The 22,709-nt window shown below is 71.3% G+C and carries 22 protein-coding genes; 7 read left to right on the top strand and 15 right to left on the bottom strand.

Annotated features, from left to right (window positions below):
- Position 1: 1 nt before the first annotated feature.
- From ACY34J_RS01815 to ACY34J_RS01860, 10 genes are all read right to left on the bottom strand, one after another.
- Entirely contained in the window at positions 2–1,123 is a 1,122-nt protein-coding gene (locus tag ACY34J_RS01815) for an aliphatic sulfonate ABC transporter substrate-binding protein (RefSeq protein ID WP_462724485.1), read from the bottom strand.
- A 236-nt stretch (positions 1,124–1,359) separates the two neighbouring features.
- Positions 1,360–2,691: a sulfate adenylyltransferase subunit 1 gene (locus ACY34J_RS01820; protein WP_462724486.1), complete on the bottom strand. Its 1,332-nt coding sequence runs from the start codon at positions 2,689–2,691 to the stop codon at positions 1,360–1,362.
- Positions 2,691–3,626 (bottom strand): sulfate adenylyltransferase subunit CysD, encoded by a 936-nt coding sequence (cysD, locus tag ACY34J_RS01825; RefSeq protein WP_462724487.1) that lies wholly within the window; start codon positions 3,624–3,626, stop codon positions 2,691–2,693. Before cysD ends, ACY34J_RS01820 begins: the two co-directional genes overlap by 1 nt.
- Entirely contained in the window at positions 3,623–4,168 is a 546-nt protein-coding gene (gene cysC / locus ACY34J_RS01830; RefSeq protein WP_462724488.1) for an adenylyl-sulfate kinase, read from the bottom strand. The genes cysD and cysC overlap by 4 nt, the downstream gene beginning before the upstream one ends.
- A 185-nt stretch (positions 4,169–4,353) precedes the next feature.
- Entirely contained in the window at positions 4,354–5,061 is a 708-nt protein-coding gene (locus tag ACY34J_RS01835; RefSeq protein ID WP_462724489.1) for a phosphoadenylyl-sulfate reductase, read from the bottom strand.
- Positions 5,058–5,240, bottom strand: a complete 183-nt coding sequence (locus ACY34J_RS01840; RefSeq protein ID WP_462724490.1) for a hypothetical protein — start codon at positions 5,238–5,240, stop codon at positions 5,058–5,060. The genes ACY34J_RS01835 and ACY34J_RS01840 overlap by 4 nt, the downstream gene beginning before the upstream one ends.
- Entirely contained in the window at positions 5,237–6,934 is a 1,698-nt protein-coding gene (locus ACY34J_RS01845; protein WP_462724491.1) for a nitrite/sulfite reductase, read from the bottom strand. The genes ACY34J_RS01840 and ACY34J_RS01845 overlap by 4 nt, the downstream gene beginning before the upstream one ends.
- Positions 6,935–7,141: 207 nt before the next feature.
- Positions 7,142–7,225 (bottom strand): putative leader peptide, encoded by an 84-nt coding sequence (locus tag ACY34J_RS01850; protein ID WP_326614601.1) that lies wholly within the window; start codon positions 7,223–7,225, stop codon positions 7,142–7,144.
- Positions 7,226–7,341: 116 nt separating this feature from the next.
- Positions 7,342–7,929 (bottom strand): GNAT family N-acetyltransferase, encoded by a 588-nt coding sequence (locus tag ACY34J_RS01855; protein WP_462724492.1) that lies wholly within the window; start codon positions 7,927–7,929, stop codon positions 7,342–7,344.
- Positions 7,930–8,029: 100 nt separating this feature from the next.
- Positions 8,030–8,683, bottom strand: coding sequence for a class F sortase (locus ACY34J_RS01860; RefSeq protein ID WP_462724537.1), 654 nt, complete (start codon positions 8,681–8,683; stop codon positions 8,030–8,032).
- A 335-nt stretch (positions 8,684–9,018) separates the two neighbouring features.
- On the opposite strand from ACY34J_RS01860, the gene ACY34J_RS01865 reads away from it, so the two are divergent.
- Positions 9,019–9,513: a hypothetical protein gene (locus ACY34J_RS01865; protein ID WP_462724493.1), complete on the top strand. Its 495-nt coding sequence runs from the start codon at positions 9,019–9,021 to the stop codon at positions 9,511–9,513.
- A 40-nt stretch (positions 9,514–9,553) separates the two neighbouring features.
- On the opposite strand, the gene ACY34J_RS01870 is transcribed toward ACY34J_RS01865, so the two are convergent.
- The gene (locus ACY34J_RS01870) at positions 9,554–11,203 is read right to left on the bottom strand and encodes an acyl-CoA dehydrogenase family protein (RefSeq protein ID WP_462724494.1); all 1,650 of its coding nucleotides are present in this window, start codon (positions 11,201–11,203) and stop codon (positions 9,554–9,556) included.
- Between the two features lie 18 nt (positions 11,204–11,221).
- Between ACY34J_RS01870 and ACY34J_RS01875 the strand changes: the two genes are divergently transcribed.
- The 3 genes from ACY34J_RS01875 to ACY34J_RS01885 all read left to right on the top strand — a co-directional run bounded on the left by ACY34J_RS01875 (position 11,222) and on the right by ACY34J_RS01885 (position 14,765).
- Positions 11,222–12,448 (top strand): YihY/virulence factor BrkB family protein, encoded by a 1,227-nt coding sequence (locus ACY34J_RS01875; RefSeq protein WP_462724495.1) that lies wholly within the window; start codon positions 11,222–11,224, stop codon positions 12,446–12,448.
- A gap of 131 nt (positions 12,449–12,579) precedes the next feature.
- Positions 12,580–14,259, top strand: a complete 1,680-nt coding sequence (locus ACY34J_RS01880) for an AlkA N-terminal domain-containing protein (protein WP_462724496.1) — start codon at positions 12,580–12,582, stop codon at positions 14,257–14,259.
- Entirely contained in the window at positions 14,256–14,765 is a 510-nt protein-coding gene (locus tag ACY34J_RS01885; protein WP_462724497.1) for a methylated-DNA--[protein]-cysteine S-methyltransferase, read from the top strand. The genes ACY34J_RS01880 and ACY34J_RS01885 overlap by 4 nt, the downstream gene beginning before the upstream one ends.
- 4 nt (positions 14,766–14,769) lie before the next feature.
- On the opposite strand, the gene ACY34J_RS01890 is transcribed toward ACY34J_RS01885, so the two are convergent.
- Both ACY34J_RS01890 and ACY34J_RS01895 read right to left on the bottom strand, forming a co-directional pair.
- The gene (locus ACY34J_RS01890; protein ID WP_462724498.1) at positions 14,770–15,183 is read right to left on the bottom strand and encodes a PPOX class F420-dependent oxidoreductase; all 414 of its coding nucleotides are present in this window, start codon (positions 15,181–15,183) and stop codon (positions 14,770–14,772) included.
- 56 nt (positions 15,184–15,239) lie between these two features.
- On the bottom strand, positions 15,240–16,232 hold the full coding sequence (locus ACY34J_RS01895; protein ID WP_462724499.1) for a helix-turn-helix domain-containing protein: 993 nt from the start codon (positions 16,230–16,232) through the stop codon (positions 15,240–15,242).
- 126 nt (positions 16,233–16,358) lie between these two features.
- On the opposite strand from ACY34J_RS01895, the gene ACY34J_RS01900 reads away from it, so the two are divergent.
- The 3 genes from ACY34J_RS01900 to ACY34J_RS01910 all read left to right on the top strand — a co-directional run bounded on the left by ACY34J_RS01900 (position 16,359) and on the right by ACY34J_RS01910 (position 20,423).
- Positions 16,359–17,813, top strand: a complete 1,455-nt coding sequence (locus ACY34J_RS01900) for a protein phosphatase 2C domain-containing protein (RefSeq protein WP_462724500.1) — start codon at positions 16,359–16,361, stop codon at positions 17,811–17,813.
- A gap of 87 nt (positions 17,814–17,900) precedes the next feature.
- Positions 17,901–19,643, top strand: coding sequence for a pyruvate dehydrogenase (locus ACY34J_RS01905; protein ID WP_462724501.1), 1,743 nt, complete (start codon positions 17,901–17,903; stop codon positions 19,641–19,643).
- Between the two features lie 357 nt (positions 19,644–20,000).
- On the top strand, positions 20,001–20,423 hold the full coding sequence (locus tag ACY34J_RS01910; protein ID WP_462724502.1) for an ATP-binding protein: 423 nt from the start codon (positions 20,001–20,003) through the stop codon (positions 20,421–20,423).
- Positions 20,424–20,553: 130 nt separating this feature from the next.
- On the opposite strand, the gene ACY34J_RS01915 is transcribed toward ACY34J_RS01910, so the two are convergent.
- Together ACY34J_RS01915 and ACY34J_RS01920 are read right to left on the bottom strand one after the other, a co-directional pair.
- Complete coding sequence (locus ACY34J_RS01915; RefSeq protein ID WP_462724503.1) at positions 20,554–21,615, bottom strand: DUF2637 domain-containing protein; 1,062 nt, start codon at positions 21,613–21,615, stop codon at positions 20,554–20,556.
- A gap of 225 nt (positions 21,616–21,840) precedes the next feature.
- Positions 21,841–22,674, bottom strand: a complete 834-nt coding sequence (locus tag ACY34J_RS01920) for a (2Fe-2S)-binding protein (RefSeq protein WP_462724504.1) — start codon at positions 22,672–22,674, stop codon at positions 21,841–21,843.
- Positions 22,675–22,709 lie beyond the last annotated feature (35 nt).

A 22,709-nucleotide genomic window follows, 5' to 3' on the forward strand; every position in this document is an offset into this window, starting at 1 on the left:
GTTACTTGGCGCCGAGGCCGGCGTCGTCGACGGCGGGCTTGCCTTCGGCCTTCAGCACCTTGTTCAGGAGCGTCAGGTCGTAGATGCCCTTGAGGTCCGGCTTCTCGAGCAGACCGGCCTTGACCGCGTGGCCGGCCTCGGTTTCCAGCGTCGCGGCGAGCGGGTCGTCGGTGACCTCGATGCTCTTCCACGCCGGGTCCAGCACCTCCGCGGGCAGCGCCTTGCCGGACAGCTGCTTGAGCGCGGCGTTGGCGTCGGCCTTGGCCTGGTCCGGGTTGTCCTTGATCCAGGCGTTCGTCTTCACCGATCCGCGCAGCACCGCCTCGACGACATCCGGGTGTTCCTCAAGGAACTGCCGGCGGACGATCAGGTTCGTGATGACGAACTTGCCGTCCTTCCACAGGTCCCTCTCATCGAGGAGAACCTTGCCGCCCTCGGCGACCAGCTTGGATGCGGTCGGCTCGGGCACCCATGCACCGTCGATGGAGCCGGACTTGTAGGCGTCCGGGGTGACCTTGTTGTCGGTGCGGACCACCGACACATCGCCCTTGCCGCTCTGGGAGTCGACCGTCCAGCCCTTCTCGGCGACCCAGTTGAGGAACGCCACGTCCTGGGTGTTGCCCAGCTGCGGGGTGGCGATCTTCTTGCCCTTGACGTCGCCCAGGCTCTTGATCTTCTTCGGGTTGACGACGAGCTTCACACCGCCGGACACCGAACCCGAGATGATCTTCAGGTTCTGGCCGTGCGACTTCGTGTAGCCGTTGATCGCGGGGGAGGGCCCGATCCAGCCGATGTCGATGGAGCCCGAGTTGAGCGCCTCGATCTCGGACGGACCGGCGTTGAAGACCGAGGTGGAGAGCTGGGTCCCGCCCAGCTCCTTCTGGATCAGGCCGTTCTTCTTCAGCCCGACCAGGGCGGTGGCGTGCGTGAGGTTGGCGAAATAGCCGATCTTCACCGTGTCGACGGAGAGCTTCTTGCCCTTCGCGGCGGCCGGCGCCGCGTCGTCCTTCTTGGCCTGAGAGCCATAGCCGCAGGCGCCCAGTGCGCCGATGAGGAGGGGGAGGGTGGCTGCGGCCGCGAGGAGGCGGCGACTTCTTACGGGGGTGGTGCGATCGGCAGACACGGGAGGTCCTTTCGTGCAGCCGGGATCACGTGCGTCAAGGCACGCCCGGCGGTTGGGGGCGCCCCCAGCGGTAGCTGGGGTGGGGAGTTCGGAATCGGTGGCGCGAGTGCGCGGCTGCGTGGTGCTCAGTCGTCAGCGCACACATCGGCCGACTCCGCCCTGGCCGCTGCCGCGGGCGCCGCTGCCGACGCGGCCGCCTTCCTTCGCGAAGCTGGAGAATGCTTCGTTCGCCATGACTAGAAGTCCCAGCCCTCCTCGTCAGCCGCGGCAGGGATTTCCTCCGCCGCAAAAGCCTTGCCCGACATACCGGCGGTCAGCGTCGTACCGTCCGCGGGATCGATGAGCAGGAACGAGCCGGTGCGCCGGGAGTCCGCGTACGCGTCGAGCGCCAGCGGCTCGGCCGTACGGATCTTCACCTGGCCGATGTCGTTGGCGGCCAGCTCGCCCGGAGCCGGGTGCTGCGACAGGTCGTTCAGGCTCAGCCGCGACGGGATGTCCTTGACGATCGCCTTCACCGTGCGGGTGGTGTGCTTGAGCAGCACGCGCTCGCCGACCTTCAGCGGGCGGTCGTGCAGATGGCACACGGTCGCCTCGATGTCCTGCGTGGTCGCCGGGACGGCGGCAGCCGGGACGATCATGTCGCCACGGGATATGTCGAGGTCGTCCGCGAGACGGACGGTCACCGACTGCGGTGCCCACGCCACGTCCACGGATTCGCCGAGCGCGTCGAGGCCCTCGATGGTGCTGCTGCGGCCGGACGGCAGGACGGTCACCTGCTCGCCGACGCGCAGCACACCCGCGGCGATCTGGCCGGCGTAACCCCGGTAGTCGGGGTGCTCGGCGCTCTGCGGGCGAATGACGTACTGGACCGGGAAGCGGGCGGCGTCGTCGGAGGGGTCGCTGCCGACGGGCACGGTCTCCAGGTGCTCCAGCACGGTCGGACCGCCGTACCAGTCCATGTTCGCCGACGCCGTCACCACGTTGTCGCCGGCGAGCGCCGAGATCGGGATCGCGGTGATCTCCGGAACGCCGAGCGAGGTGGCGTACGCCGAGAACTCCTCGGCTATCGCGGCGAAGACGGACTCCTTGTAGCCGACGAGGTCCATCTTGTTGACGGCCAGCACCACGTGCGGGACGCGCAGCAGGGCGGCCACCGCGGCATGGCGGCGGGTCTGCTCCACCACGCCGTTGCGGGCGTCGACGAGGACCACGGCCAGCTCGGCGGTCGAGGCGCCGGTCACCATGTTGCGGGTGTACTGCACATGGCCGGGGGTGTCGGCGAGGATGAACCGCCGCCGGGGCGTGGCGAAGTAGCGGTAGGCGACATCGATGGTGATGCCCTGCTCCCGCTCCGCGCGCAGACCGTCCGTCAGCAGCGCCAGGTCCGGTGCCTCCTGGCCACGGTTGCGCGAGGCGTGCTCAACGGCCTCCAGCTGGTCGGCCAGCACCGACTTGGAGTCGTGCAGCAGCCGCCCCACCAGGGTCGACTTGCCGTCGTCGACGGAGCCGGCGGTGGCGAAGCGCAGCAGCGAGGTGGCCGCGGTCTGCTCGGTGATCGTGCTGGTCATCAGAAGTACCCCTCGCGCTTACGGTCCTCCATTGCGGCCTCCGACAGCTTGTCGTCGGCTCGTGTCGCGCCGCGCTCGGTCAGCCGGGAGGCGGCGATCTCGGCGATGACCTGATCGATGGTCACGGCGTCCGAGTCGACGGCGCCGGTGCAGGACATGTCGCCGACGGTGCGGTAGCGCACCAGCCGGGTCTCGACGCGCTCGCCGTCCTTCGGCCCGCCCCACTCGCCGGGCGCCAGCCACATGCCGCCCCGCTGGAAGACCTCGCGCTCGTGCGCGAAGTAGATCTCCGGCAGCTCGATCTTCTCCCGGGCGATGTACTGCCACACGTCCAGCTCCGTCCAGTTGGACAGCGGGAAGACGCGGACATGCTCGCCGGGGGAGTGCCGGCCGTTGTACAGCTGCCACAGCTCGGGCCGCTGGCGGCGCGGGTCCCAGCCGCCGAACTCGTCGCGCAGGGAGAACACCCGCTCCTTGGCGCGGGCCTTCTCCTCGTCCCGGCGGCCGCCGCCGAAGACCGCGTCGAACCGGTTCTTCTCGATGGCGTCCAGCAGCGGAACGGTCTGCAGCGGGTTACGGGTCCCGTCCGGGCGCTCGCGCAGTCGACCGGCGTCGATGAACTCCTGGACGGAGGCGACATGCAGACGCAAGGAGTGCTCGGCGACCGTACGGTCCCGGTAGTCGATGACCTCGGGGAAGTTGTGGCCGGTGTCGACGTGCAGCAGAGCGAAGGGGACCGGCGCCGGAGCGAACGCCTTCAGCGCCAGGTGCAGCATGACGATGGAGTCCTTGCCGCCGGAGAAGAGGATCACCGGCCGCTCGAACTCGCCCGCGACCTCGCGGAAGATGTGCACGGCCTCGGACTCGAGCGCGTCGAGGTGCGACAGGGCAAACGGGTTGTCGGTGCCCTCGCTCAGTTCGGTCACGGTGGTCACGCCAGTCCCCTTTCGGTCAGCAGCCCCTGCAGCGCGGCCGCGGACTCCGCCACCGACTGCTCGTGCGCGTGGATCCGCAGGTCCGGGTCCTCGGGAGCCTCGTACGGGTCGTCCACGCCGGTCAGGCCGGATATCTCGCCCGCGGCCTGCTTGGCGTACAGCCCCTTCACATCGCGGACGGAGCAGACCTCGACCGGCGTCGCCACATGCACCTCGAGGTACGCGGTGCCCGCGGCCTGGTGGCGCTTGCGCACCGCCTCGCGGCTGTCCGCGTACGGCGCGATGACGGGGACGAGGGTCTTGACGCCGTTGGACGCCAGCAGTTCGGCGACGAAGCCGATCCGCTGCACATTGGTGTGCCGGTCCTCGCGGCTGAAGCCGAGCCCGGCGGAGAGGAACTCCCGGATCTCATCGCCGTCGAGCACCTCCACCCGGTGCCCCTCGCCGCGCAGCCGCTCCGCCAGCGCGTAGGCGATGGTGGTCTTGCCCGCGCTCGGCAGACCGGTGAGCCACACCGTGGCGCCAGTCTGAGGCGCGCTCACCTCCGGGCGCTCAGACCCGGTGTCGACGGTCGTCGGCTTCGGGAGCCCGCGCGGCGGAGCCGCATTTCCAGCCGCAGCCCTCGCTCCCTGTGCCTCCTCCCTTTCCACACCGGCGCGCCCTTCGGCTCGCGCGCCGTGGTCTGTCGTCCCGCTCATCTGTCGTCCCTCGTCGATTCGTTCGGTCATCAGCCGTGCAGCCCGCACTCGGTCTTGTTGCGGCCCGCCCAGCGGCCGGCCCGCGCGTCCTCACCCTCCAGCACGCGGCGCGTGCACGGTGCGCAGCCGACGGAGGTGTAGCCGTCCATCAGCAGCGGGTTGGTGAGTACGCCGTGCTCGGCGATGTACGCGTCCACGTCGTCCTGCGTCCATCGGGCGATCGGCGAGACCTTCACCTTCTGCCGCTTGGCGTCCCAGCCGACGACCGGCGTGTTCGCGCGAGTCGGCGACTCATCGCGGCGCAGACCGGTCGCCCACGCGTCGTACGCGGTCAGGCCCTCCTCCAGCGGCTTGACCTTGCGCAGCGCGCAGCACAGGTCCGGGTCGCGGTCGTGCAGCTTCGGCCCGTACTCGGCGTCCTGTTCGGCGACCGTCTGGCGCGGCGTGATCGTGATGACGTTCACGTCCATCACGGCCGCGACCGCGTCCCGGGTGCCGATGGTCTCGGGGAAGTGGTAACCCGTGTCGAGGAACACCACGTCCACGCCCGGGAAGGTGCGCGAGGCGAGGTGCGCCACGACCGCGTCCTCCATGGAGGAGGTGACGCAGAAGCGGCTGCCGAAGGTGTCGGCGGCCCAGCGCAGGATGTCCAGCGCCGGCGCGTCCTCCAGCTCGCGGCCCGCCTGCTCGGCGAGCTGCTGAAGTTCATCCGCCGTGCGCTGCTGTGCGGTTGTCATGCCGTGGTGCCCCCTTCGCCGCGGTCGCGCTGCAGGCCCTTCGCCAGCAGCCCGAGGAACGAGAGCCGGAACGCGCGGTTGCAGGACGCGCATTCCCACGCCCCGTGTCCCTCTTCGGACGGGCGCAGGTCCTCGTCACCGCAGTAGGGGCAGTAGAACGGCGCGGCCCTCTCAGTCACTTGAGATCACCCTCATCGGCCCGCGCAGTCCACTGCGCGAAACGCTCGCCGTCCTTGCGCTGCTCGCTGAAGCGGCGCACGACGCGCTCGACATAGTCGGGGAGTTCGGCCGCGGTGACCTTCAGGCCGCGGACCTTGCGGCCGAAGCCCGACTCGAGACCCAGGGCGCCGCCCAGGTGCACCTGGTACCCCTCGACCTGGTTGCCGTCGGCATCCATGACCAGCTGGCCCTTGAGACCGATGTCCGCGACCTGGATACGGGCGCAGGCGTTCGGGCAGCCGTTGATGTTGATGGTGAGCGGCTCGTCGAAGTCGGGCAGCCGCCGCTCCAGTTCGTCGATCAGGGACGCCCCGCGGGACTTGGTCTCGACGATCGCCAGCTTGCAGAACTCGATGCCGGTGCAGGCCATGGTGCCGCGCCGGAACGGCGACGGGCTGACCCGCAGGTCCAGCGCTTCCAGTCCGGCGACCAGCGACTCGACCTTGGACTCCTCGACATCGAGCACGATCATCTTCTGCTCGACGGTGGTGCGCACGCGGTTCGAGCCGTGCTGCTCGGCCAGCTCGGCGATCTTGGAGAGCAGGGTGCCGTCGACGCGGCCGACGCGCGGGGCGAAGCCGACGTAGAAGCGGCCGTCCTTCTGGCGGTGGACACCGACGTGGTCGCGCCACTGCTGGACCGGCTGCTCGGGGGCGGGGCCGTCGATCAGCTTGCGCTTCAGATACTCGTTCTCCAGCACCTCTCGGAACCGCTCGGCGCCCCAGTCGGCCACCAGGAACTTCAGCCGGGCGCGGGTGCGCAGGCGGCGGTAGCCGTAGTCGCGGAAGATCGAGACAACGCCCTCGAAGACGTCCGGGACCTCGTCCAGCGGAACCCAGGCGCCCAGCCGCACACCCAGCTTGGGGTTGGTGGACAGGCCGCCGCCGACCCACAGGTCGAAACCGGGCCCGTGCTCGGGGTGGTTCACGCCGACGAAGGCGACGTCGTTGATCTCGTGGGCGACGTCCAGCAGCGGAGAGCCGGAGATCGCGGTCTTGAACTTACGCGGCAGGTTGGAGAAGGCCTTGTTGCCGATGACCCGGCGGTGGATCTCCTCGATGGCCGGGGTGCCGTCGATGATCTCGTCCTCGGCGATGCCCGCCACGGGGGAGCCGAGGATCACACGCGGGGTGTCACCGCAGGCCTCGGTGGTGGACAGGCCAACGGCCTCCAGCCGGCGCCAGATCTCGGGCACGTCCTCGATCCGGATCCAGTGGTACTGGACGTTCTGCCGGTCGGTGATGTCCGCGGTGCCGCGGGCGAACTCCTGGGAGATCTCGCCGATGACACGCAGCTGCTCCGTGGTGAGCCGGCCGCCGTCGATGCGAACGCGGAGCATGAAGAACTCGTCGTCCAGCTCCTCCGGCTCCAGGATCGCGGTCTTGCCGCCGTCGATTCCGGGCTTGCGCTGGGTGTACAGCCCCCACCAGCGCATCCGGCCGCGCAGGTCGGCGCCGTCGATCGAGTTGAAGCCCGCCTTGGAGTAGATCGTCTCAATGCGTGTCCGCACATTGAGACCGTCGTCGTCCTTCTTGGTCTGCTCGTTGGCGTTGAGCGGGGTGAAGTGGCCCTTGGCCCACTGGCCCTCGCCGCGGTGGCGGCCGGCCTTGCGGCGGGTCGTGGCAGCGGTTGCGCGTTCTGGGTTGGCGGCCATGGGTGATTGTCCTTCTGAGCGGCTCAAGGGTGGCGGTTCGTGGTTCGGCACCCTTCTGACCTGCGCCGATGCTGGGGGCACCCCCCAGTGGTAGCTGGGGGAGGTCGCTGGGCACTGCGCAAGGCGCTGTGCGGCGGCGAAGTTCGGGGTGCTCGCTCGCCCGCATCATCGGTGGGGACGGCGAAATTTCCGGCGGTGCTGGGACTGTCAGCCCGCCGGACAGATGGCGCTGGACATGCGGCCGAGGTCGACGTGCAGTCGACTCACCAAGGCAATTCCAGCTCGAGACATGACGGAAGCGTGTCACGCGGTCTCGGGAGCGTCCACCACTATCCAAAATGTGGACAGCATTGTCCTGGGATGTGAGACGGTGTGGTCTTGGTCACGTCAGGTTTCGCCAGGCTGTTTCAGTGGCTGACGAAGGCTCCGGGCCATGGCCCGGGCGCCGGAACCTCCGGCTCCTCCTCAACGGCGGTGTCGAAGACGCGGAAGCCGCGGCGCCGGTAGTTGTCCAGCGCGTACGGCCCATCCTTGCTGCAGGTGTGCACCCACACCCGCTTGGTCGGGGTCCGCCCCGGCCAGCGCTCCGCGAGGTCCCAGGCCCGGGCCGTGCCCTCGCTCAGCAGATGACCGCCGATCCGCCGCCCCCGGAAGGCCGGGATCAGTCCGAAGTAACTGATCTCCACCACGCCCGCGTCCTGGGCGTCCAGTTCGATGTATCCGGCCGGGGTGCCCCGATCGTAGGCGACCCAGGTCTCAACGCCAGGCCGGTCGAGGAACTCCCGCCACCGCTCGTACGACCAGCTGAGCCGGTCGGTCCAGATGATGTCGCCGCCGACGGAGGTGTAGAGAAACCGGCTGAACTCGGGCGAGGGGACCTCGGCCCGGACGATCCGTATGTCACCCTCCGCGCCATTGCCGGCCGGGGGCGCGGCGGGCAGCAGGTCGTCGGGCGAGGTCTGCTCCAAAGACCAGGTGGTCACGGTGATGCTCATGACGACCAGCCAACCATGACCGCGTGTGGAGCCGGATGCCGGAGCCCGCCCCTTCGGCCGCCTGAGCCAGGCGGCCGAAGGGGCGGGCCGGCTCAGGTGCTCACCGCACCTCGGTCATCCGCGCGAAGACAACTACATTCCCGGCATATCCGGACGTCTTTGAGAAAGCGCCGCCGCAGGTGATGACGCGGATCTCAGGGTGTCCGGTGTCCGCGTACACCCGCTGTGCGGGAAAGGCCTTCTGGTCGAAGACCTCGACGCCGTAGACGACGAATACGGCGGTGCGTCCGTCCCGGCGGGCGACCTCGATCTCACTGCCCTTCTTCAGGGCGCCGAGTCCGTGGAAGACGAGCGGCCCGGATGCGTTGTCCACGTGGCCGACGAGTACTGCCGTGCCTCGTTCGCCGGGGGTGACCGCTTCCTGGAACCAGCCCGCGAGGTTCTTCTCCTGCGGGGACGGAGAATCGATCCAGCCCCCCTCCTCAAGCCCGAGCCGTATCAGCGGCGCATCCACCCCGATCGTGGCGATCCGCACCCGGGTGGGGCGGGAGTAGGGCAGCGGGTCGGGGGCGGGCGGGAGAGTGGAGGGCGGCAGAGAGGCGGTCAGGATGGCGTCGGCGTGACCGTCCGACGCGGACTCGGCCGTCGGCTGCGGGGGGCCGGACGCTTCCTCCGTGCCGCTTCGGATCAGGGCGATACCGGTGAGGAGCAGCAGGGCTATGAGTCCCCAGGGAGCGCGCACCAGCCCCCGCATCCCCGGCGGCTTGTCCGGATTGTGCCCCGGCGGCGGACTATGGCCGCCGGGTTGGTCACCCGTCGCCTGCATCTCGGTCTCCCCTCGGGATTCCCTCGGGGCGCGGTGTCGATCCACGCCGATGTCACACAACGGCACGGTAGGACCGCCGGATTGGGGTGGCGACAGCAGACGTGCGAACGGGTGGCAGGGTGCCTGGCATGCCCAACCCATAGCTCCAACGGAGTATCACCGGCGTGCGCGGGGGCACGCGGCGGGCGAGTGTCGTCGTGGACGCGCATGCCGAACGCGCAATCACCGGGGGACGTCCCGGAACGCGTCCTGCGGAGGAGATCATGCTCGATCGCCGTGCTGCCGCAGCCGCCGTCGTGGCGGGCGCCGCCCTGGCGGGTGCCGTGCTGGCCGGCGCCGCGCTCGGCCCCCCTGCCTCCCCCGCCGTCGCGGAGGCCGGCAGCGTCCACGGCGGCGGGCGCGGGCCCGGAGCCATCGCCGTCGCCCCCAGGGTGGTGCAGCAGGACGCGACCCTGACGATCACTGTCGCCGGAGTCTCCTGCCGGGGGACGGGCAAGCCGTACGACGCCATCGTGGAGTCCAACGCCTTCCCGCGCGCCCAGCTCACAGGCCTGCCCGGCAAGGACCTGTCGATCGCCGGCCCGAAGATCTTTTCCGCCGCGGAGCCCGGCACATACTCCGTCACCGCGACCTGCGGCGGCCGGACGGTCACCGCAGGCCACTTCCGGGTCGTCGTCTCACCGCGCCACGCAGCCACGGGCGGTCTCGGCCGATCTCACGATACGGACACTGCCGGGGCAGCCGTCGCCCCGGACTGACCCTCGCAGCGCCGGGATCCCGGTGACGTACACCGCAGCGTCAGACGGGCACGCGCGCCCGCTCCACCACCGCCGCCAGATCCAGGGTGGCCGGCAGCGTGCCGAACGCACCGCCCCAGTCCCGCCCCAGCCGCGAGGCGCAGAACGCGTCCGCGACCTCCGGCGGCGCGAACCGTACGAGCAGTGAGCCCTGCAGCACCAGCGCCATCCGCTCGACCAGCCGCCGCGCCCGCGCCTCGATCCCCTCCAGGTCGGCCAGTTCGGCCAGCATGTCCTTGATCGCACCGTCCAGCCGGTGATCAGCGCCCCGCGCGAGCCCGACTTCGGCCAGGAACGCGTTGAGCGCCGCCCGCTCCCGCTGCAGGGCGCGCAGCACATCGAGCGCCTGGACGTTCCCCGAGCCCTCCCAGATCGAGTTGAGCGGCGACTCGCGCAGCAGCCGGGGCATGCCCGAATCCTCCACATAGCCATTGCCGCCCAGGCATTCGAGGGCTTCGGCGGCCAGCGCCGGGCAGCGCTTGGTCACCCAGTACTTGGCCGCCGGGACCGCCAGCCGGAGCAGTTGCCGCTCCTGCTCGTTCCCGGAGCCGAGGGCCGCGTCGTACGCCGCCGCGAGTCGCAGTGCCAGCGTCGTCGCCGCCTCGGACTCCAGCGCCAGGTCCGCCAGCACGTTGCGCATCAGCGGTTTGTCGATCAGCAGGCCGCCGAAGGCGCTGCGGTGCGCCGTGTGGTGGATGGCCTGCGCGACCGCCTGGCGCATCAGCGCGGCCGAGCCGGTGACGCAGTCCAGCCGGGTCGCGGCCACCATCTCGATGATCGTGGCGACGCCGCGGCCCTCCTCGCCGACCCGCTGCACCCAGGTCGTGCCGTCGAACTCCACCTCGGAGGAGGCGTTGGAGCGGTTGCCGAGCTTGTTCTTCAGCCGCTGGATCCGGAAGGAGTTGCGGGAGCCGTCGGGCAGTACGCGGGGGAGGAGGAAGCAGGTGAGGCCACCGGGAGCCTGGGCGAGCACCAGGAAGCCGTCCGACATCGGGGCCGAGCAGAACCACTTGTGGCCCGTCAGGACGTACTCGCCCTCCGTGGCCAGCGGTTCGGCACGGGTCGTATTGGCCCGCACATCCGAACCGCCCTGCTTCTCGGTCATGGCCATGCCGAACAGGGCGCCCGGCTTCTGGTCCGCGGGCAGCAGCTCCGGCTCGTACGTCCGCGCCGTCAGCCGCGGCTCCCACTCGGCGGCCAGCTTCGGCTCGGCGCGCAGCGCGGGCACCGCCGCGTGGGTCATGGACAGCGGGCAGCCGTGGCCGGCCTCGGTCTGCGTCCACACCAGGAAGCCGGCGGCCCGCCGCAGATGCCCGTCCGGCCGGGTCCAGGCGTCCGTCAGCCCCGCGCTGACCGCGTGCCCCAGCAGCCGGTGCCAGGCGGGGTGGAACTCCACCTCGTCGATGCGGTTGCCGTAGCGGTCGTGGGTGTGCAGTACCGGTGGGTTCTCGTCGGCCAGTCGCCCCCACTCCTGCGCCTGGGCCGAGCCGGCCGCCCGCCCCAGTTCGCTGAGCTCGGTTTGCACCTCCTCGAGGTGCTCAGGTGCCGCATGGCGGCCGACCGCCTCGGTGAGGGCGGCGTCGGCGGTGAAGACGTCGTATCCGACCAGGGGCGGAGCTTGATTGGTCACGGTGTGAGTGGAGGCTCCCATGGCAGATACGTTAAGGAGGTGCAAGCAGCAGAGTCATCCCCCGAGCGGCGGTCGCGTGGCCGCCTTGGCAGGGCCCGCGCCCTGTACGCCCACGTCTCCAAGCGCAAGGTGGCCTGGCTGCTGCTCAAGGACACGGTCAACTCCTGCATCGAATACCGCATCCTCGGCCTCGCCGCCGAGGCGGCGTTCTTTACGCTGCTGTCGCTGCCGCCACTGCTGCTGGGCCTGATCGGGCTGCTCGGATACCTCGACTCCTGGATCGGCACCGACACCATCGAGAGCATCCGGCACAACATCCTCACCGCGTCCGGGGCCGTGCTGTCCGACCGGGGCGTGAACGAGATCGCCCGGCCGCTCCTGGACGACATCATCAAGGGCGGCCGCCCGGATGTGATCTCCCTCGGCTTCGCCCTCGCCCTGTGGTCCGGCTCCCGCGCGGTCAACGTCTTCATCGACACGATCACGGTGATGTACGGGCTGGACGGCCACCGCGGCATCGTCGCGACCCGGCTGCTGTCCTTCGTGCTCTATCTGGTGGCGCTGGTGATCGGGGCGGTGGTGCTGCCGATGATGGTGGCGGGGCCGGACACCGTCATAGAGATCCTGCCGTGGAGCGCGGACGTCGTACGCGTCCTGTACTGGCCGGTGGTCATCGTCCTGTCGGTGGTCTTCCTCACCACGCTCTACCACGTGTCGGTCCCGGTGCGTTCACCGTGGGAGGAAGACATCCCCGGGGCCCTGGTCGCGCTGGCCATGTGGGTGCTCGGCAGCTTCCTGCTGCGCATCTACCTCACCAGCACGGTGGAGGGGCTCACGATCTACGGGTCGCTGGCCGCGCCCGTGGCCGTACTGCTGTGGATCGGTGTCTCCGCGTTCGCGGTGCTCGTGGGGGCCGCGGTCAACGCCGCGATCGACCGGGTGTGGCCATCGGTCGCGACGGCGGCGGCCCGCGAGGTGAGCGCTCGCGTCCGCGAGGAGGCGGCGGCGGAGCTCGTCGCCCGGGCCGCGGCCGCGCGCGCCGCCGCCCGCGCTCAGCAGGAGGAGGCGGACGAGGAGGAGGACTGGGACGAGGGGCTGGACGGGCCGGACCTGGAACCGCCGTCCGAATTCCCCGAGCGCTGGGCGCAGTTCCTGCCCCACCAGGACCTTCGCGCCCGTCTGCAGGCGTGGCGCGAGCGCGAGGTGGCGAAGGTCCGCGCGGACAACCGCGCCGACCTGCCGCGGACCGATCCGGAAACCCCCTGACGGCAAGCTCTTCGCGGCGCCGGAAATACGTTGGTGCGGTCGTCGGTCGTGAAGGGTTCCCCCTCGCCACGGCCTTAGGGCGTATTGCGTATTGCCCCGGGTGTGCGCCCGGCCGGGGCGGGGGCAGCACCATGTCCGATTTCCGCCAGTGGGGTGGCCCGTCATGGCGGAGACTGGAAGGCGTGACGGACGAAGAGACCAGGTACGAGGCGGTGTGCAGCCGTGATGCCCGCTTCGACGGGGAGTTCTTCCTCGCCGTGACGACAACCGGCATCTACTGCCGTCCGAGCTGCCCGGCGGTGACGCCGAAGCGGCAGAACGTCCGGTTCTACGCGACGGCCGCCGCCGCGCAGCGCTCCGGTTTCCGGGCCTGCCGGCGGTGCCGTCCGGACGCCGTGCCCGGTTCCGCCGAGTGGAACGCGCGCGCCGACCTGGTCGGCCGCGCCATGCGGCTCATCGGCGACGGTGTCGTCGACCGCGAGGGTGTCGCCGGGCTCGCCGTACGGCTGGGGTACAGCACCCGCCAGGTCCAGCGCCAGCTCACCGCCGAGCTGGGCGCAGGCCCTGTCGCCCTGGCCCGTGCCCAGCGTGCCCACACCGCTCGGGTGCTGCTCCAGACCACCGAGCTGCCGGTGACGGAGATCGCCTTCGCGGCGGGATTCGCCAGCGTCCGGCAGTTCAATGACACGATCCGCGAGATCTACGCCGCGTCTCCGAGCGAACTCCGCGCCTGGACCGCCAGGGCCACCGCGCGGCGAGCGGGCGGGCGAGCCGGCGCACGGCGGGGCGCGGCGCCTGCGGGCGCCGGGCGGGCGCTCGCCGCCCCCGCCGGCATTCCGCTGCGGCTCGCCCACCGCGGGCCGTACGCCGCACGCGAGATCTTCGACTTCCTCGGTCAGCGGGCCGTCATCGGCATCGAGGAGATGCTCGGTGAGCCCGGCGACCGGGTCTACCGCCGGACGCTGAACCTTCCGCACGGCACCGGCGTCGCCGAGGTCCACGAGCGGACCGGCAGCCCGCCCGCCCGGCGTGGCACCCGCGGCGCGGCTGCGTTGGGCCGAGGCACTGCTGCCGGCCGAGGCGCGTACCCCGTAGCCGAGCGCACATACGCCGAAGGCGGCTGGCTCGACTGCCGGCTGCACCTCACCGATCTGCGCGATCTCACCACCGCCGTACAGCGGCTGCGGCGGCTCTTCGACCTCGACGCCGATCCGTACGCCGTCGCCGAACGCCTCGGCGGCGACCCCGAGCTGGGCGCACTGGTCCGGATGCGGCCCGGGTTGCGCTCGCCCGGGTCGGCCGAGCCCGATGAGTCGGCCCTGCGGGCCGTGCTCGGCCAGGGAGTGAGCCTCGCAGCCGGGCGGCGGCTGGCGGGCGCCCTCGTCGTGGCATACGGGGAACCGCTGCCCGCCCCCGACGGCGGACTGACCCACGTGTTCCCCACGGCCCAGCAACTGGCCGACGCACCGCTGGACGGGCTCGGCCTGCCTGCCGCGCGCCGCCGGACGCTGGGAGCTCTGGCCGCCGCGCTCGCCGACGGCACGGTCCGTCTCGACCCCGGCACCGACCGCGACACGGCCGAACAGGCTCTGCTCGCGCTGCCCGGGATCGGGCCATGGACCGCCGGCTACATCAGGATGCGGGCACTCGGCGACCCGGACGTCTCCCTGCCCGGGTACGCCCCGGCCTGCGAGCGCTGGCGGCCCTGGCGCTCGTACGCCATGCACCACCTCTGGCCACAGCGGCCCGGGGCGGCATCAACGACCTTGATTCACCAGACCACTTCGACGACCTCGGAGACGAACTCATGACGACCCTCTACACCACTGTCGACAGTCCGATCGGCGAACTGCTCCTGGTCGGCGAAGAGTCGGCCGCCGCCCCCGGGGGCACCGCCCTGGCCTCGCTCTCCGTTCCGGAGCAGCGCGGCGGAGCCCAGATCGCCCCGGACTGGCGGTGCGAGCCGGCAGCCTTCGCCGAGATCGAGCGACAGCTGAAGGCCTACTTCGCCGGTGAACTGCACTCCTTCGACCTCGAGTTCACCACCCTCGGCACGCCCTTCCGGGAGCAGGTCTGGGCCGCGCTCGACACCATCCCGTACGGCGCCACGACCACCTACGGCAAGATCGCCGCGCAGATCGGGGCGTCCCGCGCCGCTGTCCGGGCGATCGGTGGCGCCATCGGCGCGAACCCGCTGCTGATCGTCCGCCCCTGCCATCGCGTCATCGGCGCCGACGGGACGCTGACGGGCTATGCGGGCGGCCTGGAACGCAAGCAGTCCCTGCTCGCCCTCGAAGGCGCACTGAGCGCCGCGTGAGCGGTCAGTCCCCGTCTCCGTCCCCGTCGAGGCCCCAGCTGATGATCCGTCGCGGGTGGATCCGGATGACCTCCTCGCTGTAGTGGGGGCCCAGCCCGTGCGGGCCGATCAGCAGCTCGGCCTCGCCGCGGATGTCCACCCCGCGCACCTTCCACGGCTTGGTGCTGACCAGGTCGTCCACGACCAGGGCCACATGCGGATTCGCCCGCAGGTTCCGCCACTTCTTGGTGGTGCCCAGTGACCTGCCGCCGACCAGGATCGTGCCGTCCTCTTGCGGGAAGAACCCGACCGGGTTCGCCTGCGGGTGCCCCCGCGGATCGACCGTCGCCAGCCGCCCCAGGCGCTGGCTCGCCAGATAGGCGCGTTCGGCTTCGGTGAATTGGGCGTCGTTTGATGCTGGTTTGTTCGATGTGGCCATGGCGTCAGGATCACACCCGGGGGCCGGGACCGCATCGGGTCACAGACGCCGCCCGCTCAGCCCTGTTCCGGTCGGAGCTCCTCGCGGGCCACCCAGCCGCGCTCGTACGCGTGCCAGCCCAGCTGCAGCCGGGTCGTCACTCGGGCGAGCTCCATCAGCCGCTTCACCCGGCGCTGCACCGTACGCAGCCCCAGGTCCAGTTGCCGGGCGACGCTCGCGTCCGTCAGCCCGGCCAGCAGCAGCGAAAGGATCTCCAGATCGGTGCTGTCCGGGCCGCCCGGCCGTTCCTCGTACGGTGTGCCGTCCCTGCCCAGACGCAGCGGCAGAGCCCTCCGCCACACCTCTTCGAACAGGGCCGTCAGCGACTCCATGAGTCCGCTCGCACGTACCACCAGCGCGGCCGGTTCGGCGGTGCCGCGGGTGAGCGGGAGCATCGCGAGCGTACGGTCCGCGAGCACCAGGTGGGCCGGCACCCGTTCGACGACCCGTACCTGTTCGCCCCGGCCGAGTGCCGTCGCGAGGTCGCTGACGCCCGACGGGCCGGCCAGCACCTCGCGCTCGATCACCACCCGGTAGCCGACGGCAGGCTGCCGCTCGGCGCCGCTGTCGGTGCCGCTGGAACCGGTCGGAGGACCGGCGATCAGGGCGCAGACCTCCGTGGTGGCGCCGAGCCGCAGCTGCAGGCCGCGGTGCGCAACGGCACTCGCGCCGTGCACAACCTCAACGGGGTCGTGCACGGGGTCGGCCGCTTCCGCTCGGTACTCGTCGGCGAGCTGCTCCGCCGCCCGCTCGACCTCCTCCAGCTCGTGGCGCTGCCGGGTGACCAGCGCGCCGAGTGCGACCGCGGGCGGTACGGCCACCCAGCGGCCGGGGCGTGCGGAGGACTGCGCGGCCAGGCCCTGGCGCTCCAGACGGCGCAGGGTCCGTACGGTCTCCTCCTCGGGAAGCGTCAACCGGCGCGCGAGATCGGGGAGGTCGGCGGCCCCGAGCGCCACCAGCGCGCGATACGCCGACTCCTGGTCCTGGTCCAGCCCGATCGCACTCAGCATCCACGTCCTCCCCCTGGCCATGAGCCCGCAGCGGACATCATTCCTGGTTCACCCGCCCCTCCGGCAAGGTGTGCGCTGCTGCCGTGCGCCCTTCCCGTCAGGGCTGCTCCAGGGACAATGAGGGACATGAGTCAGCTGGGGGAGCGGCGCGGCCACGAGGACGACTGGTGGCGGAAGTTGTACGACGAGGAGAAGCCGGACACCGGGTCCGCCGCCGTGGCGGACACGCTCGACGACCGGTTCGACTCAGCCTCCCAGGCGTTGGGCACACGGGAGGCGGCTCAGGGCCGGCGGACTCCCGCCGGCGAGGACTGGACGCAGCGGACGGCTGAGGAAGGCGAGTGGTGGCAGGGCTCGCCCACCTCGCTCGGCGAGCCCCCGACCGGCCCGGCGCCGGAAGAATGGCCGGAACCGACATGGCCCGCTCCCTCGCGCCGGCAGGATTGCGCTGAGGAGGAAGCCGGGGTGTCGGGCACCCCCGCCGACCGGGACGAAAACCCGCCCGCGGTCCCCCAAGCCCGCGAACCTTGGGAGCCACCGGCAAGCCACCGCACGCAGCTTCCGGTACAGCCGCCACGCCGGCCCGCAGCCGATACGACCTGGGTAGACGGTGACACGCAGACGTCCGGGGGAGCTGAGCCCGCACGAGAAGGCTCTGGCCCCACCGAAGATGGCCCGCCTGCCGGAGGCGAGTCACGGCCGCCTGCCGAAGCGGAGTTCGTCGGGGCGGGCCCGCCCACCTACGAAAGCGAACCGACCACGCTGCCCGAGGCCGACCCCGGCGATCTCGGCGATCTCGTACCCGACACCGTGCTGGACGGCGCCCGCTTCGGGGCGCTCACCCTGCGAGCCGCCTCATTGCGCGGCGACTCCGCGCGCTACCGCGGTGAGCCCCGCCGCGACGCCATGCTCACCGCGCGGTTCGGCAGCGGCGAGCACGCCCTACTGCTGGTCGTCGTGGCCGGCGGCGTGCGCGGCGTGGAAGGTGCGCACCGGGCCGCCGCGCACGCCTGCCGGTGGATCGGCGCGGCCGTGGGCCGCAGCCATGCCCAGCTGGCCGAGGACATCCGGTCGGACCGGCACGCCGCGCTGAAGTCCGGGCTGCACCGGCTCACCGACCGCACCTGCGGCAAGCTCCGCGCCCGGGCGGCCGAACTCGGCGTGGACCCGGCCGAGTACATCGCCACCCTCCGGTGCCTGCTGCTTCCCGCCGACCCTCGGTGCCGTACCCGCGTGTTCTTCGGCGTCGGCAACGGCGGCCTGTTCCGGCTGCGGGACGGGGCGTGGCAGGACCTCGAGCCGCCCGTCCACGAGGAACCGCCCCCAGCCGATCCGGCGCGGCCGCCGCCCGCCGCACCCTTCCGGTTCCGGGCCTCGGTCGGCCGCCCGGGTGACACCCTGCTGCTCTGCGGCGGCGGCTTCGCCGAACCGCTGCGCGGCGAGCAGGCGCTCGCCGAACTGCTCGCCGAGCGGTGGGCCGCACCCGCGCCGCCCGGCCTCGCCGCGTTCCTCGCCGATGTCCAACTACGGGTGAAGGGGTACTCCGACGACCGTACGGCGGCCGCCGTCTGGGAGGCGTGACAGCCGCATCCGTGGGTTGATGGATCGGGAGCCGACCACAGCGATCGGCGACACGACTCCCGACCCATGACCTGAAGAGGTGGACGGATGCCGAAACAGACCGTGGCCGAGCAGTTCGTCGACATCCTGGCGCGCGCCGGGGTGCGGCGCTTCTACGGAGTCGTCGGCGACAGCCTCAATCCCGTGGTCGACGCCGTCCGCCGGAACTCCGCCGTCGAGTGGATCCAGGTCCGCCACGAAGAGGCCGCCGCCTTCGCCGCGGGCGCCGAGGCGCAGCTCACCGGGCGGCTCGCGGCCTGCGCGGGCTCCTGCGGCCCGGGCAACCTGCACCTCATCAACGGCCTGTACGACGCGCACCGTTCGTTCGCGCCCGTCCTCGCTCTCGCCTCGCACATCCCCAGCAGCGAGATCGGGTCCAGCTACTTCCAGGAGACCCACCCCGACCAGCTCTTCCGCGAGTGCAGCCACTACAGCGAGCTGATCTCCAACACCCGGCAGATGCCGCGTGTGCTGCAGACCGCCATCCAGCACGCGGTCGGCCGCGGTGGCGTCAGCGTGGTGTCCCTGCCCGGCGATATCGCGGCCCTGCAGGCGCCCGAGCGTGCCGAGGAGCATGCCCTGGTGACGTCCCGTCCGACCGTGCGCCCCAGCGACGAGGAGATCGACACCCTCGCGCGGATGGTGGACGAGGCCAAGCGGGTCACGCTCTTCTGCGGCAGTGGCACGGCCGGTGCGCACGACGAGGTGATGGCGTTCGCGGAGCGGGTGAAGGCCCCAGTGGGGCACGCGCTGCGCGGCAAGGAGCACATCCAGTACGACAACCCGTACGACGTCGGCATGAGCGGACTGCTCGGCTACGGCGCGGCGTACGAGGCCACCAACGAGTGCGACCTGCTGTTGCTGCTGGGCACCGACTTCCCGTACAACGCCTTCCTGCCGGACGACGCCAGGATCGTGCAGGTCGACGTCCGGCCCGAACACCTCGGCCGCCGCTCGAAGCTGGACCTCGCCGTGTGGGGCGATGTGCGCGAGACGCTGCGCTGCCTGACCCCGAGGGTCCAGGTCAAGACGGACCGGAAGTTCCTCGACAAGATGCTGAAGAAGCACGCCGACGCGCTCGAAGGGGTCATCAGTGCCTACACCCGCAAGGTGGAGAAGCACACTCCGATCCACCCCGAGTACGTGGCGTCCGTGCTGGACGAGGAGGCGGCGGACGACGCCGTCTTCACCGTCGACACCGGCATGTGCAATGTGTGGGCGGCCCGGTATCTGACCCCCAACGGCCGTCGCCGGGTCATCGGTTCCTTCACCCACGGCTCGATGGCGAACGCGCTGCCGCAGGCCATCGGCGCCCAGTTCCTGGACCGCCGGCGCCAGGTCATCTCGATGTCCGGCGACGGCGGATTCGCCATGCTGATGGGCGAGTTTCTCACCCTGTTGCAGTACGACCTTCCGGTGAAGATCGTCCTGTTCAACAACTCCTCCCTCGGCATGGTGGAGCTGGAGATGATGGTGTCCGGCCTGCCGGCGTACGGCACCGCCAACCGCAACCCCGACTTCGCCGCGGTCGCCCAGGCGGCGGGCGCGTTCGGCGTGCGGGTGGAGAAGCCGAAGCAGCTGCGAGGCGCGCTGCACGACGCCTTCAAGCACAAGGGGCCCGCGCTGGTGGACGTGGTGACCGACCCCAACGCGCTGTCGATCCCGCCGAAGATCAGCGCCGAGATGGTGACGGGTTTCGCGCTCTCGGCCAGCAAGATCGTGCTGGCCGGCGGGGTCGGGCGGATGGTTCAGATGGCCCGCTCGAATCTGCGGAACATCCCGCGGCCGTGAGGCGGCGTACGGTCCTCCGCGGCCTGTCCGCTGCGCCGTACGAGGGGCTTCGTTGCGCCGTACGGGTGGCAGGGCGGCTCGGGAGGGAATTCCCGGCCATGGTGAGCGGAATATCCCATATGTCGACTGTTGTTCAGCGGGGTAACCCGCGCGACCGTCCTCCCCTGATTGCCCGGCACCGTTCTCCCGGCGGTGCCGGGCATTGCCATGCCCCGTGACGGGGCATGCATCACCGTGGGGCCTGTTCGAGGTGAGCAGGACCAGTCGGCCAACGGGCGGGGGATGATGGTGCACCAGCGGACGGGGAAGCGTACCGGAGGCGGCGAAGCCAGGCCCCGGTGGACGGCCGGTCCGGCGGTGGCGGCGGCCTCGGACCAGGGGCTGCGCAGACGGCTGCGGCACTCGGAGTTGTCGGCGGTCGCCGAGATCCGGGCCGAGCTGCGTGACCTGTTGAGGCACCGGGCCTGGGGCGGAGCGGATCAGTCGGAGGTCGCCGAACTGCTCATCAGCGAACTTGTCACCAACGCCCTGGTGCACACCGACCGGGGGGCCGAGGTCAGGGCGACCCTCGTTGAGGGGCGGCTGAGTTCGGCGGCGGAGCGGCTGCGGGTGGAGGTGCGGGACTTCGTCACCGGGCGTCCGAGGTGCCGGGTGCCGGACGGCGAAGGTACGCACGGTCGGGGGCTGCTGCTGGTCCAGGCACTGGCCGATGCGTGGGGCGTGCGGCCACAGGGGCCGGGCAAGGTGGTGTGGTTCGAACTCGAGGGCGGGCCGGCCTGACGCCTGTTTCCAGGCTCTCCCCCCGGGGGATTCCGGCACCGGCGCGCTCCGCGGCCGGAGGCCGCTGAGGTCACCGCGGCCCGCTCGCGTCCCGACGGTCGGGCCGGCCCGCCCCAGCAGCCGGCGGCGCTCAGCCGAACTGCCGCTCGAGGCTCTTGAGCTTCTCCTCGAGCGAGTCGAGCCGAGGAATCGTCAGGGTGTCGTCCTCTGCGGTGAGATCGACGGTCCGCGGCCGCTCCGGCCCGTCCGCGGTCTCGCTCTCACCACCGCCTACCGCCTGCAGGGCCGGACGTGATCGCGCGGGCAGGTGTCCCTGCTCGGCTATGGCAGACTCCGCGCCGACCTGCGGGGACGCCGCGGCCAGCCCCGCGACGTCCACCTGCCGGCCGCCACGGGCGCGTCCCCACACCCGGTGCTGCCGGCTCATGGCCTTGAAGCGCGCCCGCTCCAGCTTCTGCTGGTCGCGCCGGCGCCGCCGGTCCCGCTCCTTCTCGCGCCGGTCCTCGCGGACCTCATCCACCGCCTCGTCCAGCGTCCGAACGCCTTCCAGCAGCATCAGCGACCAGGCTGCGAAGGTCTCGCGTGGCGCGCGCAGCCACCGCACGACCCGGATCTGCGGCAGCGGGCGCGGTACGAGCCCCTGCTCGCGCAGCGCCGCCCGGCGGGTCTGCTTCAGCGCCCGGTCGAAGAGCACCGCGGCCGACAGGGACATCCCGGCGAAGAAGTGCGGCGCGCCCGCGTGGTCCAGGCCCCGCGGCGCGTGCACCCAGTTGAACCAGGCCGCCGCCCCTGCGAATGTCCACACCAGCATCCGGGAGCCGAGGGCCGCGTCGCCGTGGCTGGCCTCGCGCACGGCCAGGACGGAGCAGAACATCGCCGCGCCGTCGAGGCCGAACGGGACCAGGTACTCCCAGCCACCCGAGAGGTTGAGGTTCTGCCGTCCGAAGCCGACCAGGCCATGGAAGGACAGCGCGGCGGCGACCGCGGCACAGCAGAACAGCAGCACGTACGAGGCCGTGCCGTAGACCGCTTCCTTGCGCCGCCGGCGCTCCTCGCTGCGCTCCCAGGAGTCGGCGGTGGTGTCCTCCCCGGCGCGACGGCCGCGGGTGAGGACGATCGCCGCTGCCAGGATTCCGCCGATCAGCACCGCGCCCGGAAGCACCCAGTTCAGCGACATGTCCGTAAGTCTCATCCCGTGCCCCTTGCCTCACTTCCGTCAGCGTCGTCAGGGTCGCCCGTTGACGGCTTTTGTCGGCGCCATCCTGGCGGAATTCCACCTTGCGCCAAGGGGTTTCGGCGTAACTGACCGCCATTGGCAGGCCTGGACGTTCAGATAAGGGGTTGTCGCTCGAACTCGCTGATGAACAAAGGGAGTTGTGTTCGAGTGATGTCATTCGAACGGGTGGTGTTGATCGGATCAGGTTGCGCTCAGGCGCGCGATACGCTCCGCGTCGCTGGTGCGCGGGCAGGTGACGCAGGTGTCCTGTGGCCGCAGCGTGTAGAAGAGGCAGCAGCTCGCCCGGTCACGGGCCCGTAGCGCCTCGCCGTTCGGCCCGGTCAGCTCGCGGAAGGCCGAGCCGCCGATGTACGGCGCCGTGGAGCCCGGCAGCAACCGCTCCAATTCGGCCACGGCCCGCTGCTCCTCGCCGAGGAGATGCCCGATATGCCACAGGCCCTCGACGATCTCGTCGGTCACCATGCCCCACAGGGCGTGCGGCCCGCGGCGCATGCGCGGCCCGAACCCCTCCAGCACCGGAGCGAGGTGCTCGGCCACCGCCGCCCGGACCTCCGCGCGCAGTGCCTCCTCGTCGCGGACCACCCGAGTCGAGGGCAGCGCGGCCGCCGGATCGCCCGGCAGGCAGGCGATATCGCGGAACCGTACCGTCATCCGGCCCCGGGACCGCTGGAAGGACACCTGCCCGGCCGGGATCCTGGGCACGCGGCGCAGCAGGAACCAGGGGAGGGTGATCAGCAGGCAGGCCGGCCAGGCGTACTGGTGCAGCCCGAAACTCGCCACCACATCGGGCCGGGCCTGCTGCCCGTAGACGCGCAGCAGTCGGCCGTCCTCCCAGCCGAGGAACGCCTCGAGCGCCGGGCCGCCCGCCGCCAGCTCGGTCGCCGACACCCAGCCGCCGCCCGAGCGCGGTGCCTCCTCGGTCACGCGCAGCCCCGGGAACACCTCGGTCAGCCGGGCGTACGCCTCGCTGACGAGGGGCGAGAGGGCGGTCGCCGCCGCCGGTTGTACGGACATGCGGGACCACCGATCACGCGACCTTGCAGAGGTAA

The sequence above is a fragment of the Streptomyces sp. HSS9-12 genome (assembly GCF_054963655.1).

What these genes read in the sequence shown, in the direction of transcription:
- ACY34J_RS01820 (WP_462724486.1), bottom strand. Translation starts at nt 2,691, where the DNA reads ATGACCAGCACGATCACCGAGCAGACCGCGGCCACCTCGCTGCTGCGC.
- ACY34J_RS01835 (WP_462724489.1), bottom strand. Translation starts at nt 5,061, where the DNA reads ATGACAACCGCACAGCAGCGCACGGCGGATGAACTTCAGCAGCTCGCC.
- ACY34J_RS01845 (WP_462724491.1), bottom strand. Translation starts at nt 6,934, where the DNA reads ATGGCCGCCAACCCAGAACGCGCAACCGCTGCCACGACCCGCCGCAAG.
- ACY34J_RS01850 (WP_326614601.1), bottom strand. Translation starts at nt 7,225, where the DNA reads ATGTCTCGAGCTGGAATTGCCTTGGTGAGTCGACTGCACGTCGACCTC.
- ACY34J_RS01855 (WP_462724492.1), bottom strand. Translation starts at nt 7,929, where the DNA reads ATGAGCATCACCGTGACCACCTGGTCTTTGGAGCAGACCTCGCCCGAC.
- ACY34J_RS01860 (WP_462724537.1), bottom strand. Translation starts at nt 8,683, where the DNA reads ATGCGGGGGCTGGTGCGCGCTCCCTGGGGACTCATAGCCCTGCTGCTC.
- ACY34J_RS01865 (WP_462724493.1), top strand. Translation starts at nt 9,019, where the DNA reads ATGCTCGATCGCCGTGCTGCCGCAGCCGCCGTCGTGGCGGGCGCCGCC.
- ACY34J_RS01870 (WP_462724494.1), bottom strand. Translation starts at nt 11,203, where the DNA reads ATGGGAGCCTCCACTCACACCGTGACCAATCAAGCTCCGCCCCTGGTC.
- ACY34J_RS01880 (WP_462724496.1), top strand. Translation starts at nt 12,580, where the DNA reads ATGTCCGATTTCCGCCAGTGGGGTGGCCCGTCATGGCGGAGACTGGAA.
- ACY34J_RS01885 (WP_462724497.1), top strand. Translation starts at nt 14,256, where the DNA reads ATGACGACCCTCTACACCACTGTCGACAGTCCGATCGGCGAACTGCTC.
- ACY34J_RS01890 (WP_462724498.1), bottom strand. Translation starts at nt 15,183, where the DNA reads ATGGCCACATCGAACAAACCAGCATCAAACGACGCCCAATTCACCGAA.
- ACY34J_RS01895 (WP_462724499.1), bottom strand. Translation starts at nt 16,232, where the DNA reads ATGCTGAGTGCGATCGGGCTGGACCAGGACCAGGAGTCGGCGTATCGC.
- ACY34J_RS01900 (WP_462724500.1), top strand. Translation starts at nt 16,359, where the DNA reads ATGAGTCAGCTGGGGGAGCGGCGCGGCCACGAGGACGACTGGTGGCGG.
- ACY34J_RS01905 (WP_462724501.1), top strand. Translation starts at nt 17,901, where the DNA reads ATGCCGAAACAGACCGTGGCCGAGCAGTTCGTCGACATCCTGGCGCGC.
- ACY34J_RS01915 (WP_462724503.1), bottom strand. Translation starts at nt 21,615, where the DNA reads ATGAGACTTACGGACATGTCGCTGAACTGGGTGCTTCCGGGCGCGGTG.
- ACY34J_RS01920 (WP_462724504.1), bottom strand. Translation starts at nt 22,674, where the DNA reads ATGTCCGTACAACCGGCGGCGGCGACCGCCCTCTCGCCCCTCGTCAGC.